Source organism: Corynebacterium sp. CMW7794, from assembly GCF_001563605.1.
In the GTDB taxonomy this organism is placed as follows: Bacteria; Actinomycetota; Actinomycetes; order Mycobacteriales; family Mycobacteriaceae; genus Corynebacterium; species Corynebacterium phoceense.
This window is the reverse complement of the sequence record NZ_KQ961765.1, coordinates 1-13,328: the sequence shown is the minus strand read 5'-3', so window position 1 is coordinate 13,328 and position 13,328 is coordinate 1. Positions and strand designations below refer to the sequence as shown.

The window sequence follows — 13,328 nt, the reverse complement described above, 5'->3', positions numbered from 1 at the left end:
CGCCAGGCGGCAACTGCATACACAAGAAAAGGACACGTGATTATCGTGACCCCACCCGCTCGCCGCGACGGCACACCGGACAAGAAGCAGCGAGCCAGCGACATGCTGGTCTCGAATGCCAAGCCGGCCCGCCGCCAGCACGTGAAAAAATCTGACCGCACCAAGAACTCCACCGCTGACTCCGTCGCGCGGGAACTCGGCGCCGACTGGTTGGTCGACGGTGACGCCCAAGGCGCCGCGAACAATGGAAAGGGGGAGCGCCTCCAGAAAGTGCTCGCCAAGGCTGGCGTCGCTTCGCGCCGCCACGCCGAGATCCTCATCGACGCCGGTCGCGTCGAGGTCAACGGAAAGATCATCATGCAGCAGGGCGTGCGCGTCAACCCGAATGTCGACGTTATTCGAGTTGATGGCGTGCGCATCAACGTCAATGAGAACATGCAGTACTTCATTCTCAACAAGCCGCGCGGGATGCAGTCGACCATGCATGACGACATGGGCCGCCCGTGCGTGGGCGACTTGGTCTCTGACCGCGTGGCGGCGGGCCAGCGTTTGTTCCACGTGGGCCGCCTTGACGCGGACACTGAGGGTCTGCTCCTGCTCACCAACGACGGCGAGCTTGCCAATCGCCTCATGCACCCGAAGTACGGCATTAAGAAGACCTACCTCGCCACGGTGCTCGGTGAGGGGGGCAACAAGTTGGTCAAGCAGCTCAAGGACGGCATCGAGCTCGATGACGGCCTGGCCAAGGCCGACTTCGCGCAGATTGTGGATAAGAACGGCGGCTACTCCCTCGTGCGCGTCGAGCTGCACGAAGGCCGCAAGCACATTGTGCGTCGCATGCTCAAGGAGGCCGGCTACCCGGTCCAGCGCCTCGTGCGCACCAAGCTGCACACGGTGCAGCTTGGCGAGCTCACCCCGGGTGCATTCCGCGCGCTCAACTCGAACGAACTGACCAGCCTGTACAACGCGGTGGAGATGTAAATGCTGAACAATATGCCTAACAATGGACTCATCGTGGCCGTCGACGGCCCGTCTGGCACCGGCAAATCCTCCACGTGCCGCCAACTGGCCAAGGAGCTTGATGCCAAGTACGTCGACACCGGCGCCATGTACCGTGTCGCGACGCTTGCCGTCCTGCGCGCGGGCCTGGACCCCGCCGATACGCAGGCCGTTATTGCCGCGACCGCAGACCTGCCGCTCGAGGTTTCCGATGATCCGGATTCCAAGCAGGTACTGCTCGCCGGTGAGGACGTCTCCAAGGTCATCCGCGAAGACGAGGTGACCCGCAACGTTTCGGCCGTCTCCGCCATCCCGGAGGTCCGCCAGAACCTGGTCGACCTGCAGCGTAAGCTGGCAGCCCAGGCGCATCGCGCCATCGTCGAGGGCCGCGACATTGGCACCGTGGTGCTTGCCGATGCCCCCGTGAAGATCTTCCTGACCGCCTCGGCGCAGGTCCGTGCGCAGCGTCGCTACGACCAAAACGTCGCCGCAGGCATTCCCTCTGACTTCGACACCGTGCTCGCCGACGTCGAGCGCCGTGACGCCGCGGATTCTTCCCGCGCCACGTCGCCGCTGCGCCCGGCCGAGGACGCCGTCGTGGTCGACACGTCCGAGCTCACGCTGCAGGAGGTCCTGCAGCGTCTCACCGCCATCATTAAGGAGTCCGCGCGTGGCTAAGAACACCAACACCGGCGGCCAGCCGGAGGAATTCGAGACCGAGTTCCACTACCCACAGGGCAAGATGGAAGAAGAAACCGTCTCCTCGAGCCAGAAGTGGGCATCGTCCGACTTCGATGTCTCGGAGTTCGACTTCGACCTCGACGAGGACGCGAAGGAAATCGCAGTCGTCGACGGCTACGAGGGGGTCGACGATGATGACTTCGATGAAGACTTCGACGCCGAGGACTTTGACGAGTCTGAATTCGGCGAGGCCGACTATGGCGAAGACTACGAGGACGACCTCACGGATGAGGAATGGGCCGAGATCGAGGCCGCGTATGGCGTCAATGCTGACGGTCACGTCGAGGAGAACCTTTGCACCGTGGCCGTCGTGGGTCGCCCTAATGTGGGCAAGTCCTCGCTTGTCAACCGTTTCCTCGGGCGCCGCGAGGCCGTCGTCGAGGACCATCCGGGTGTTACCCGCGACCGTATTTCCTACGTCGCCGAGTGGAACGGCCGCCGTTTCCTTGTCCAGGACACCGGCGGATGGGACCCCAACGTCAAGGGCATCCATGCTGCCATCGCGCGCCAGGCTGAGGGCGCCATGGAGACCGCTGACGTCATCGTCTTCGTCGTCGACACCCGCGTGGGCATCACGGAGACTGACTCCGTCATGGCGAAGAAGTTGCAGAAGTCCCAGGTTCCCGTCATCCTCGTGTCCAATAAGTTCGACTCGGACAATATGTATGCGGACATGGCGGAGTTCTACGCGCTGGGGCTTGGCGATCCGTGGCCGGTGTCCGCACAGCACGGTCGCGGCGGCGCTGACGTCCTCGACGAGATTCTGCGTCTCTTCCCGGACCAGCCGCGCCACCCGTCCATCACCTCGGGTCCGCGTCGCGTAGCGCTCGTGGGTAAGCCGAACGTGGGCAAGTCCTCACTGCTCAACAAGTTCACCGGCGAGGAGCGCTCCGTCGTCGATAACGCGGCGGGCACCACCGTCGACCCTGTTGACTCGCTCGTTCAGCTCGACCAGAAGCTGTGGAAGTTCATTGACACGGCAGGCCTGCGCAAGAAGGTCAAGAACGCCCAGGGCCACGAGTACTACGCGTCCCTGCGCACCCGCGGCGTCATCGACGCCGCCGAGGTCTGCGTCATGCTCATCGACGCCTCGCAGGAAATCTCGGAGCAGGACCAGCGCGTCCTCAACATGGTGCTCGAGGCCGGCAAGGCGCTCGTCATCGCGTTCAACAAGTGGGACCTCGTTGACGAGGACCGCCGCTACTACCTGGACCGCGAAATCGACGAGCAACTCACGCACCTGCCGTGGGTCACCCGCGTGAATATCTCAGCAGAGACCGGCCGCGCCCTCCAGAAACTGGAGCCGGCCATGCTCGCGGCCCTCGAGTCCTGGGACCAGCGCGTGTCCACCGGCCAGCTCAACACATGGCTGCGCGAGGCCATCGCTGCGAATCCGCCGCCGATGAAGAACAACCGTCTGCCGCGCGTGCTTTTCGCTACGCAGGCGGGCACGCAGCCGCCAACTATCGTGCTGTTTACCACGGGCTTCCTTGACGCTGGCTACCGTCGCTACTTGGAACGCAAGTTCCGTGAGCGCTTCGGCTTCCACGGCTCGCCGGTGCGCATCGCCGTCCGCGTTCGCGAGCGTCGCGATAAGCGCAAGCGCTAGCTTCTAGGGCGGGGTAACGAATCCTCCTCACTGTGCCGTCACTGGGCGGTGGAGTGAGGGGGATTATTCGTCTTTGGTGCGGCGCATACTGGGTATAACAACCGGCGCTCGTTGGTAGGGTATTGGCCTACGAAATGTCCGAAATGTGGTGTTGGCCCCAGTGCAGCGCCTGAATAGCAGTACGTGCGTTATGCTGCCATTATAGTTCATGCAGCCTCTCAATCCGGAATCCTTCCGGTGTGACTTTTCCCGCCTGTGTTTACTTATGTCTGCTTATGTCCGGCCGCATAAGATGAAGCAAGTACACAGTTTCATTCTCAGAACCTTCAATGAGTTCGGAAGGGCGCGCCATGCTTGCCTCCATCCTTGACCCGACCTCGGGTCTCGCGATCGTTCTCCAAATTATTGTCATCCTCTCCGCGCTGCTACTTGGCACGCGCTACGGTGGCCTGGGGCTCGGTCTCATTTCTGGTATTGGCCTCGTCATCATGGTCTTCGTCTTTGGCCTCAAGCCAGGCGAGCCCCCGGTATCGGTCATGCTCACCATCATCGCGGTTATCGGTTGCGCGGCCACGCTGCAACAGGCCAGAGGTCTAGAGGTGATGATGCAATTCGCCGAGAAAATCTTGCGCGCTCACCCCGAGCGCATCACCATTCTCGCCCCGCTCACCACGTGGTTCCTCACCGTGCTCTGCGGTACCGGCCACGTTGTCTACACCATGTTCCCGATCATCGAGGACATCGCGCTGAAGAAGGGCATTCGTCCGGAGCGTCCGATGGCCGTGTCCTCGACCTCGGCCCAAATGGGTATCACCGCGTCTCCGGTGTCCGTCGCTACGGTGTCCCTCGCGTCCATCATTGCGGAGAATGCGGGCGTCACCGGCGTCTCGTACTCCATCCCGCAAATCCTTATGGTCGCCATCCCCGCCTCGCTCAGCGGCGTTATCCTTGCCGCGCTGTGGTCGCTGCGTCGTGGCAAGGACCTCGACAAGGACGAGACCTTCCAGGAGAAGATGAAGGACCCTGAGTTCGCACAGTCCGTGCAGTCTGCGGGCCACTCGCTGCTCGGTGAAGTCTTCCCGGCATCGGCGAAGCGCTCCGTCGCCGTCTTCCTCACCGCCATCGCCCTCGTCGTCATCCTCGGCGCCTTCGACGTCCTGCGCCCGTCCTTCCCGGGCGAGGATGGCGAGCTGGAGAAGCTGTCCATGAACCTGGTCATCCAGATGGTTATGCTTGTCGCTGGCGCTATCATCCTCATCTTCTGCAAGGTCGACAACACGAAGATCGCCACGACTCCGGTCTTCAAGGCCGGTATGACCGCCGTGTTCTCCGTCTTCGGCGTTGCCTGGATGGCGGATACCTTCTTCGAGACGCACATCGATGCACTGGAAAGCGCCCTGGGCGGCATCGTGCAGTCGGCTCCCTGGGCCTACGCCATCGCGCTGCTCATCGTCTCCAAGCTGGTCAACTCCCAGGCCGCGGCCCTCGTAGCCATCGCGCCTATCGGTCTGTCGCTGGGCATCGACCCCGCCGTCATCGTCGGCTTCTACGGTGCGGCCTACGGCTACTTCATCCTGCCGACCTACCCATCAGACCTCGCCTGCATCGGCTTCGACCGCACAGGAACCACGCACATCGGCAGGTTCGTCATCAACCACTCGTTCATCATCCCGGGCTTCATCTCGGTGCTCACGTCCTGCGTGGTCGGTTCCTTGCTTGCTACCGTCATCCTCTAAGTTAGCTGGCATTGATACGCCGCGCGCACGTCGGTGCCGCGCGGCGTTCGCTATCCCACGGGCCCGGCGCGAAGCGCGAGGCGATTGAGACGTGCTGTGCGCTGCCTAGGACGCCCGCGTATAGGCGAAAGCGTCCGTGCGATAGGGAATCTCGAGCTGCTGCCCGGGCTTGAAGCCCATGTGCTCGAAGAGATACCAATTGAGGTTGTGCGTCATGCGTTCGTGAACCTCCTCGCCGTTGCGCAGCCAGTAGGAGCGCGTGTGCATGAGTCGGTGCAGCTGCTCCGGGGTAAGCGGCATGGACCAACGCAGACGGCGTTCCTCCGCGAGCACCCACGGGTCGTCGATGGCGGGGTAGAAGCCTTCTTTCTGAATATCTCCGGAGTGCATGATGCGGGCCAGACGCAGGACCCACGGGTCGGAATGCACGTCGAGGGTGTTCCATGCAAGCACTACGCGCCCGCCTGGACGCAGGATGCGGTCAAACTCGGCGCTGGCGCGGGCAACATCGACCCAATGCCACGTCTGGGCACAAGCGACGGCGTCTAGGGCGGCATCGGAAAGCGCGGTGGCTTCAGCAGTGGCCCGCCAGACGGGAAGCCCCAGCCCGGCGCGCAGGACCCTGCACATATCGGGCGAGGGATCGCAGGCGAGCACCTCGGGATTGGTGAGCGTCGCCGTGAGCTTTCCCGTGCCGGCGCCGACGTCGAGGACGCGACCAGCATCAGCGATAAGTGCGGCGACCTCGGCGGGGTAGACGGGACGCACGTCGGCATACTCATCCGCGCCGCTGGCGAAGGCACGAGCGGAGGCCTGACGGTGCGCGGTAGTGCGGAACTCCGGCGCAGACTTCTCCGAGGGCTTGCGGTAGCTGGGGAAGTTCTCCGGGGCAGGGTGGAGTGAATCAAAAGACATCGTGTACACAATCTAGCCGGGCGCGTGGCGTGCGGTCTATTAGACTTGTTCGTTATGAGTTCTCTCCCCGCGCCCGATGACAAGCGGTGGCTCATCAAGACGGTTCTGCTGCGCAAGCGCCGCACGATGCCGGCCGCCGTGCTCATGTCGCTCGGCTTCGTCACTAATGGTTTAACGCCGGTGCTCGTGGGGCGCGCGATCGATGACGCCATCGCACGGGGTTCGCTGGGCCACCTGGGGCTCTGGCTCATGGCCCTTGCCGCGTCTTTTCTCATCAACGGCCTGGCGAACTGGTGGGCACGCAACCTCTTCTCGCTCGCGATGCTCGAAGTGGGCCACGTTCTGCGCATGGCTGTCACGGATCGCATCCAGGATCCGCGCGGGATGGCGGGTCCGCGGCGCACGGCGGGGGAGCTGCTTGCTATCGCGTCAACAGATGCGCAGCGCGTGGGGGATGCGGTATTCATGACGGTCTTCCCAGTTGCTGAGGTGACCTCGATTATCTATGTTGCGACGATGGTCTCCGTGGTCAATCTCCCTTTAGGCCTCGCCGTGCTCGTGGGCGGGCCTATCGTGGTGCTCATCTCTCTGCGCGCTGCGAAGCCTTTGCGGCATCGCTCGGGTGCGCGGCAGGCGGCGCTCGCCAAGGCCGCGGCCACGGCGACGGACGTGGTACAAGGCCTGCGCATTCTGAAAGGCCTCGGCGCCATCGACACGGTGCGCTCGCGCTACGCGGCGGTCTCCGATGCTGCCTATACGAAGACGGTCGCCGCAGACGGCGCCCGGGCGAAGCTCAACGCGACGACGGAAACCGTGGGCGCCGTCTACGTCGTGCTCGTGGCGCTGGCGGCGGGCAGCCTCGCGCTGAAGGGCTCCATCACGATCGGCGAACTCATCTCTGTGGTGGGTCTGACCCAGTTCATCATCACGCCGATGACGATGTTGGGGAAGAACATCGCCTCGCGATGGGCCAATGCGCAGGCCTCGGGCAAGCGCATCCGAGCGGTGCTCGGCGCGGGATTCGCAGAGCATCCAGAGGTGGAACTTCCCGCGTTGCCGCGCGGCGTCACGGTCGTAGACGCACCTGCGCCGGAAGGCCTGGAGTGCCTGCCGCACGAGTCGGCCGTCGTGGCGCCACACCAGTCGGACGTGTTCGAGGGCAGCGTGTTGTCCAACGTGCACGAAGACCCAGAGAAGGCGCGCGAGGCACTGTGGGTCGCTGCTGCGGACGATATCCCCGGCGGGCCGGAGCGTGAGGTGGGCGAGAACGGCGGCAACCTTTCGGGCGGCCAGCGCCAGCGCGTGGCGTTGGCCCGAGCCATTGCTGCCGATGCCCCCATCCTCATCCTGCAAGACCCCACCACCGCCGTGGACTCCGTGACGGAAGCCATCATTGCCGAGCGCGTGGCCGCCCATCGCGCCGGGCAGACGACGGTCATCTACACCTCGGCGCCCGCGTGGCAGGCCGTCGCTGTGGACGTCACCGCCGATGTGCAGGAAGCGGAGGCATAGCCCATGGCCTTGAGTTTCCCTACTGCCGCGTGGCCGGACGTCCGTCGCGTTGTGGGCCGCCATGTTGCGCAGGTCCCCGGCGCCAAGGGCCAGTTCGCCGCGGCGGTCGCGTTGCTGGCGGGTGGCTCGGTGGCCACTATCTTTATTCCTATTCTGCTGGGGCGGATCGTAGATGCCGTCATCGCTGGCGGCGGCGCGAACCTTCTCGTCATCGGCGTGAGCCTTGCCGTCTGCGCCTTGTTGGGCGCGGCGCTGTCTGCGGGAGGATTCTATCTGCTCTCCCGTATCACGGAGCGCGTGATCGCCAACCTGCGCGAAGACATGGTGGGTACGGCTCTGGGCCTGCCCACGCATCGCGTCGAGGAAGCCGGCACCGGCGACCTCGTCTCGCGCTCCACGGATGACGTGGCGGAGCTTTCGGCCGCGGTGACGGAGACGGTGCCCGTGCTCTCTAGCTCGGTCTTCGCCATCATCACGACGGCGGTGGCGCTCGTCTCGCTCGACTGGCAGTTCCTCCTCGTGGTTGTCGCGGCCGCACCCATCTACTACTTTGCGGCACAGCGCTACCTGCGCGTCGCGCCGGGCCGGTACGCTGCGCAGCGCGCCGCCATGGCCGATCGCGCCCGGCGGGTTCTCGAGGCCATCCGCGGACGGGCGACTGTGCGTGCCTTCGGACTGGAGGAACGCACGCACGAAAATATCCGCGCAGTCAGCCAGGACGTCGTCGATTACGGCTTTAGCGCCCGGCGCACGCTCATGGTGCTGCAGTCGTGGCTCACCACCGTGGAATTCGTCATGGTGACCACGGGCCTGCTCGTTGGCTTCTGGACGGTACGCACGGGTGCCATGACGGTGGGCGCTGTCACGGCGGCGATGCTCATGCTCATCCGTCTGCGCGGCCCTCTCATGGGACTCATGCGTGTGCTGGACACCATTCAGTCGGGCTACGCGTCGCTCGCGCGCATCGTGGGCGTGGTCATGGACCCGCCACAGCCCACGCCGCCCGCGGGTGCGCCGAGCAAGGTGGGCGAGGTGTGCATGGATCACGTCTCCTTCAGCTACGGCGAGGGCTGGGCCGTGGACGATATCTCCATTCATCTCCACCCGGGCGAAATGGTGGCTCTCGTTGGCGCGTCCGGCGCGGGAAAGACCACCGTTGCGGCGCTCCTCGCGGGCCTGCGCGTCCCCGATGAAGGCACGGTGACCGTCGACGGCGTGGAGGTCTCGCACCTTTCGGATACCGAACGCGTCGCTCGTTTGGCAATGATCTCGCAAGACGTGCACGTCTTCTCCGGAACGTTGCGCGAGGATCTTCAGCTGGCGCGGCCGGATGCCACCGATGAGGACATGCGCGACGCGCTGCGTCGGGTGCGGGCGGACTGGGTGGAGCACCTCGTCGATGGACTCGATACCGAGGTTGGCGCGCAAGGCATCCAGCTCGAACCTGTAGAGGCACAGCAGTTGGCGCTGGCGCGTATTTTGCTGCTCGACCCGCGCGTCATCGTCATGGACGAGGCGACGGCGGAGGCCGGTTCCGTGGGCGCGGGTGCGTTGGAAGAAGCCGCGGATGAGGTCACGCGCGGGCGCACGGCGCTCGTCGTGGCGCACCGGCTTGACCAAGCCTCGCAGGCGGATCAGATCCTCGTCATGGAAGACGGACGGGTGAGTGAGCGGGGCACACATGCAGAGCTGGTAGCGTTGAACGGTCGATACCACGAACTATGGCAGGCTTGGCAGAAAGGACGGACGAGCTCTTCGTGATTATGAGCAGGACATCCGGGAGCTCGCGCACACGGACACACGCGGGCGCGGCGCTGAGCGTTCTCGCTGCTTGTGGTCTGTTGGCGGGATGCGGCGTTGGGGATGGTTCGGATGAAGGACTCACCGATCCCACCGCCGTGACGACCACGGGGGCGACGCAATGGGAGCCCAGCCTCGGCATCCCCGCCTCCTCGCCGTTGGCGGGACCGGAGCCGGGGGAGTCGAAGACTATCAACCTGCCGTCGGGTCGAACGTTTATCCTCCACGTTCCGGAGAACTACGATCCGTCGCGTGCCTGGCCCGTGGTCTTAAGTTTCCACGGCTGGGGCGAAACGGCCTCCCAGATGGAGGCGTACACCCGGTTTGATTCCTCCGAAGCCATCGTTGCGTACGCACAGGGAACGGATAAGGCATGGGCGCCGGCTCCCTATGCGAAGACGAGCGGCGCGGAAGATGTCGCGTTCGTCCAGCAGATCGTGGACTCGCTGCGCGCAACGTACGCAGTCGACGACGAACGCATCTACGCCGTGGGCATGTCGAACGGGGGCGGTTTTGCGGCCTATCTCGCGTGCCAGATGCCGGAGTATTTCCACGCCGTCGCCAGCGTCTCGGCCGCGTATTACTCGAAGATTCACGATGGCTGTAAGTCGGCCGCGGAGAGCGAAAACGAGCACTACGGCGAGCCCCTACCTGTGGGGCGCCTTGATCTCCACGGCACCGACGACCCGATCGTGTCCTACTTTGGCGGAACCCGTCACGGTGCGACATACAACCCGGTCATGGAGGTCCTCGCGATGGACCAGAAGCGCAACCAATGCAGCGACCAGATCTCCACGTCGCGCCTAGCTTCGAACTCGTTGCTCATGCAGTGGAAAGGCTGCCGCGCGCCGCTGGTGCACATCCGCATTGGCGGCGGCAATCACGTCTGGCCTGGCGGTTCCTACGATAAGTCGCACGTCCTGCCGGAAGGCTTTGCTACCGATGCCGTCCTCGACTTCTTCGCCATCCCCGGCCGCGCGACCGGCACTGAGGACTCGGCGAATAAGCTCTAGAAGCGCGTCGTGTCTACGGTGGGCTCGGTGGGCTCGGTGGGCTCGACAGCCCAGACGGTGACGGACGCGCCCGCGGCCACTGCCGCCGCCTCGAAGCGCGCAAGACAGAGTGCTGCGAGGTCCTCGTAGCCTGCTCGGAATGCGGCGGAGTCTTTCTCCGTGGGCTGTGGGATCTGGACGAGCTGGACGCTGCGGGTCCCGCCGTCGGCGGCATTGAGCTCGAAAACCGCTTGGGCGGTCGTGCCGGAGCCGGCGAAGAAGTCGAGCACGGTGGCATCGGAAGGCCCGCACAACGCGATGAGGTGCTGGACGAGACGCACCGGCTTCGGGAAATCGAAGATGCCGCGCACGCCCAACGCTTCTTCGACGTCGCGTCGGCCGGTGCGGGTCACTCCAAAGCGCTCGCCGTCAAGAATGGAACGCGGACGGGCGCCGCGGCTCTCATAGTTCTTCGTGTAGACGAAGCCGCGGCGGAAGACCAAGTCATCGTGGCGCTCGGCGACCTTGTCGCGACCCCAGCGCCAGCGCGCTACCTTGTTGCGACCCGCGGGCTGGTCCGGCCAGTACTCTCTGCCGTCCGGGCCTGCAATGGGGAAGTCGAGGGTGGGCAGGTAGCCCAGCGTCTTCGAGTCGAGGCGCACGAGCGAGTACCGCCCACGTTCGTCTTCATGGTTATAACGCGTGGATTTCGCGGCGCCTAAATCGAGATTGAAGCCAGGGTTATCGAGGGACTTGGCGTAGACGAGGATGTACTCGTGCTCGACGACGGCGTAGCGCGAGTCATTCTTGCCGGTACCGGCCTTCTTCCAGATGAGTTGGCCGGCGAAGCATTCCTCGCCGAAGATTTCGTCGGCGACCTTGCGCAGGTTGGCCACCTCGTCCTCGCCGATGGAGATACAGATGAACCCTGAGTCCTTGAGCAGCTCGCGCGCGAGCACGAGACGCGGGTACATCATGGACAGCCACTCCGCATGCCAACGGCCATGGTCCGCGGCGCGGAATTCGCGGCGGCTGCGGTAGTTATCCCGATAGATGAAGTCGCGTCCCGTGTTGTACGGCGGGTCGATGTAGATGACGTCGATGCCGCCGCCCCCAGCCTGTGGCGCGTCGCGCAGATGCTTGAGGACGTCGAGGTTATCGCCCGCATAGAAGTGATGCGGGCTTGTGGTGCTCGTGCGCTGGCGCAGGCGCGTTGAGGTGGGGCGTGTTGCTGCGGCCACGGCCTCGTCCTTGCCGGGCCATACCAGCCCGAAGAAGGAGGATGACATGGGCTTTAAGGATAGTCACTAGCGCATATGAGTGGGCTCTGCCACGCGTGACCTCGCCGTAATGTTCTGCCGCAGCCCGTAGAGGACCCTGTACGGAGGCTGGCAATCCTAAGGTTTTCTCATCTTTAGGTGGCGAGGCCTGGGTGGCGTCGCTACGGTGGGTATCATACCCGCTGCGATGGTGGGCGTAAATAATTTAGCAACGAAAGGATTTTTATCATGGGCATCTTCGACAAGGCCAAGGACGCACTGAACTCCGACAAGGGCGAGCAGATTTCTGACCAGGCCCTCGACAAGGGCGCCGAGTTCGCGACGGGCAAGCTCGGTGAGGACAAGGCTGACCAGATTAACTCCGCGCGCGACAAGGCCGACGAGCACATCGGCAAGCAGGGCGAGTAAGCCCTCACACGCTCTTCCGCGACAGCGCCGGCTCTCCACCAATAATGAGGAGAGCTGGCGCTTTTCGTTTGTGTGAAACGACAGCTCGTTGCGCACAACGCGTGGTCGACAAAGCCCGCGCTCTGTGTTGGACAGAGCGGGCGCTTCATTGAGTGCCTGTCCCGGTTCTATGGCCGCAAGCCGTGTGGTGTGCCAGAAGGCTAAAACGACAATGACCGGAGCACGCTGTTGTGCTCCGGTCTAGAGTCTTTTGCGAAACTACCCACCCACCTGCAACGACCCGAACCACAGCTATGGTTTCCGTCGGTTTCCGTTCCCGGTTCCGTCGGCAGGTGGGCCGGGGCGGTGTCGGAGGTGGGGGCACACCACGTGGTTCGTCCCCAGTCCTAGCCCCTATCCGCGAGAGGGACAGGATAACGCCACGACCGGAGACACACCCCGCCGCCAAAGTCACAAGCAAGTTTATGTTGCTGGAGGTCTACGCGACGTGCTTAGCGCATACGCTGTGACAGCCCATAGCGCGGAGCCAAAACCACCGCGCCCCTTGTTTAAGGAAGAGCCTGATTACTCGGGGATCTCGCTGAGTTGGGCCTCAATCCGATCCAACCGCTCGGTGATGTTGCGTAGATGCTCCACGATGAGTTGGTTGGAACCATCGATCGCCGTCGCCGTTTCGCGTCGTGCGCTGGTGACGGTGCGTACCACCCAGACGGTAAGAGCAACGAAGATCGCGAGTGGTAATGCGGCGGCGAGGATGACAAGAAATACGGTAGCGGTAAGTGTCACGAAGATTCCCTTTTCTGTTCTTGATTAATCAGGTGCCTAATGTGGTCTGGAGTTACTTCAAGCTGAAACGGAGCGACCCAGTAGTGCTTCCTCACTCGGCTCTCTCCGAGCTGTTCCAGGCCACTCTCGATGAGTCCAGCAGCTTCCAAGCGGTTGAGGTGCTGGTAGAGCAGTGGCCGAGACATCCCGAGTCGGCGGGCCAGCTCACTGACATGGGTCGAATCCGTCTCTAGGGAGGCGATAATTCGCAACCGAGGCTCACTTCCAAGAGCACTGAGCATCTGAGCGAGCCGTGCTGCGTCCATCATCCCTCCGTATCGTAATCGAACGATGTCAGGTGTAAGTATATGCTTACAGTCGGCGGTGTGCAAGTTCTGCCGGGTCTGGCGGAGACGCTGCCCGACTTAAGACGTGGCCGGTGTCCCATCACGTCCCCTCTTCACCCTCCCCAAGAAGAAACCCAGCCGCAGCACACACCACAGCTGGGTTCCTTCATGGCTTACAGCGTAGCCAGCAGTGAAGCGTCCTGGGTTTAGTTCCTACCTCAGCT

Annotated in this window: 12 protein-coding genes; 8 read left to right on the top strand and 4 right to left on the bottom strand. The window is 63.7% G+C overall.

The annotated features are described in order from the left end of the window. Positions 1–45: 45 nt before the first annotated feature. The 4 genes from HMPREF3227_RS10235 (at position 46) to HMPREF3227_RS10220 (ending at position 5,085) form a co-directional block, all read left to right on the top strand. Positions 46–981 (top strand): pseudouridine synthase, encoded by a 936-nt coding sequence (locus HMPREF3227_RS10235; RefSeq protein ID WP_066489252.1) that lies wholly within the window; start codon positions 46–48, stop codon positions 979–981. Further along, the gene (cmk, locus tag HMPREF3227_RS10230) at positions 982–1,677 is read left to right on the top strand and encodes a (d)CMP kinase (protein WP_066489203.1); all 696 of its coding nucleotides are present in this window, start codon (positions 982–984) and stop codon (positions 1,675–1,677) included. 64 nt (positions 1,678–1,741) lie between these two features. After that, positions 1,742–3,349 carry a ribosome biogenesis GTPase Der gene (gene der / locus HMPREF3227_RS10225; RefSeq protein WP_082750338.1) on the top strand — a complete coding sequence of 536 codons (1,608 nt, stop codon included), beginning with the start codon at positions 1,742–1,744 and terminating at the stop codon, positions 3,347–3,349. 350 nt (positions 3,350–3,699) lie between these two features. Next, on the top strand, positions 3,700–5,085 hold the full coding sequence (locus HMPREF3227_RS10220; RefSeq protein WP_066512842.1) for an anaerobic C4-dicarboxylate transporter: 1,386 nt from the start codon (positions 3,700–3,702) through the stop codon (positions 5,083–5,085). A 105-nt stretch (positions 5,086–5,190) separates the two neighbouring features. Here HMPREF3227_RS10220 and HMPREF3227_RS10215 read toward each other — a convergent pair whose 3' ends face one another. Beyond that, positions 5,191–6,000 carry a class I SAM-dependent methyltransferase gene (locus HMPREF3227_RS10215; protein WP_066512837.1) on the bottom strand — a complete coding sequence of 270 codons (810 nt, stop codon included), beginning with the start codon at positions 5,998–6,000 and terminating at the stop codon, positions 5,191–5,193. Between the two features lie 54 nt (positions 6,001–6,054). Between HMPREF3227_RS10215 and HMPREF3227_RS10210 the strand changes: the two genes are divergently transcribed. From HMPREF3227_RS10210 to HMPREF3227_RS10200, 3 genes are read left to right on the top strand one after another with little or no spacing between them, the layout of a single operon-like run. Next, the gene (locus HMPREF3227_RS10210; RefSeq protein ID WP_066512834.1) at positions 6,055–7,512 is read left to right on the top strand and encodes an ABC transporter transmembrane domain-containing protein; all 1,458 of its coding nucleotides are present in this window, start codon (positions 6,055–6,057) and stop codon (positions 7,510–7,512) included. 3 nt (positions 7,513–7,515) lie between these two features. Next, positions 7,516–9,273 (top strand): ABC transporter ATP-binding protein, encoded by a 1,758-nt coding sequence (locus tag HMPREF3227_RS10205; protein WP_066512831.1) that lies wholly within the window; start codon positions 7,516–7,518, stop codon positions 9,271–9,273. Beyond that, positions 9,243–10,325 (top strand): CE1 family esterase, encoded by a 1,083-nt coding sequence (locus HMPREF3227_RS10200; RefSeq protein ID WP_230384282.1) that lies wholly within the window; start codon positions 9,243–9,245, stop codon positions 10,323–10,325. Before HMPREF3227_RS10205 ends, HMPREF3227_RS10200 begins: the two co-directional genes overlap by 31 nt. Here the strand turns inward: HMPREF3227_RS10200 and HMPREF3227_RS10195 are convergent. Next, positions 10,322–11,593 (bottom strand): site-specific DNA-methyltransferase, encoded by a 1,272-nt coding sequence (locus HMPREF3227_RS10195; protein WP_082750334.1) that lies wholly within the window; start codon positions 11,591–11,593, stop codon positions 10,322–10,324. The genes HMPREF3227_RS10200 and HMPREF3227_RS10195 overlap by 4 nt on opposite strands. A gap of 219 nt (positions 11,594–11,812) precedes the next feature. On the opposite strand from HMPREF3227_RS10195, the gene HMPREF3227_RS10190 reads away from it, so the two are divergent. Further along, positions 11,813–11,992 (top strand): antitoxin, encoded by a 180-nt coding sequence (locus HMPREF3227_RS10190; protein ID WP_066489179.1) that lies wholly within the window; start codon positions 11,813–11,815, stop codon positions 11,990–11,992. Positions 11,993–12,556: 564 nt separating this feature from the next. Here the strand turns inward: HMPREF3227_RS10190 and HMPREF3227_RS10185 are convergent. Together HMPREF3227_RS10185 and HMPREF3227_RS10180 are read right to left on the bottom strand one after the other, a co-directional pair. Next, on the bottom strand, positions 12,557–12,778 hold the full coding sequence (locus tag HMPREF3227_RS10185; protein WP_005323143.1) for a hypothetical protein: 222 nt from the start codon (positions 12,776–12,778) through the stop codon (positions 12,557–12,559). Further along, the gene (locus tag HMPREF3227_RS10180) at positions 12,775–13,059 is read right to left on the bottom strand and encodes an ArsR/SmtB family transcription factor (protein ID WP_230310978.1); all 285 of its coding nucleotides are present in this window, start codon (positions 13,057–13,059) and stop codon (positions 12,775–12,777) included. Before HMPREF3227_RS10180 ends, HMPREF3227_RS10185 begins: the two co-directional genes overlap by 4 nt. Between the last annotated feature and the right edge of the window lie 269 nt (positions 13,060–13,328).

What these genes read in the sequence shown, in the direction of transcription:
- cmk (WP_066489203.1), top strand. Translation starts at nt 982, where the DNA reads ATGCTGAACAATATGCCTAACAATGGACTCATCGTGGCCGTCGACGGC.
- der (WP_082750338.1), top strand. Translation starts at nt 1,742, where the DNA reads ATGGAAGAAGAAACCGTCTCCTCGAGCCAGAAGTGGGCATCGTCCGAC.
- HMPREF3227_RS10220 (WP_066512842.1), top strand. Translation starts at nt 3,700, where the DNA reads ATGCTTGCCTCCATCCTTGACCCGACCTCGGGTCTCGCGATCGTTCTC.
- HMPREF3227_RS10215 (WP_066512837.1), bottom strand. Translation starts at nt 6,000, where the DNA reads ATGTCTTTTGATTCACTCCACCCTGCCCCGGAGAACTTCCCCAGCTAC.
- HMPREF3227_RS10210 (WP_066512834.1), top strand. Translation starts at nt 6,055, where the DNA reads ATGAGTTCTCTCCCCGCGCCCGATGACAAGCGGTGGCTCATCAAGACG.
- HMPREF3227_RS10205 (WP_066512831.1), top strand. Translation starts at nt 7,516, where the DNA reads ATGGCCTTGAGTTTCCCTACTGCCGCGTGGCCGGACGTCCGTCGCGTT.
- HMPREF3227_RS10195 (WP_082750334.1), bottom strand. Translation starts at nt 11,593, where the DNA reads ATGTCATCCTCCTTCTTCGGGCTGGTATGGCCCGGCAAGGACGAGGCC.
- HMPREF3227_RS10190 (WP_066489179.1), top strand. Translation starts at nt 11,813, where the DNA reads ATGGGCATCTTCGACAAGGCCAAGGACGCACTGAACTCCGACAAGGGC.
- HMPREF3227_RS10180 (WP_230310978.1), bottom strand. Translation starts at nt 13,059, where the DNA reads ATGCTCAGTGCTCTTGGAAGTGAGCCTCGGTTGCGAATTATCGCCTCC.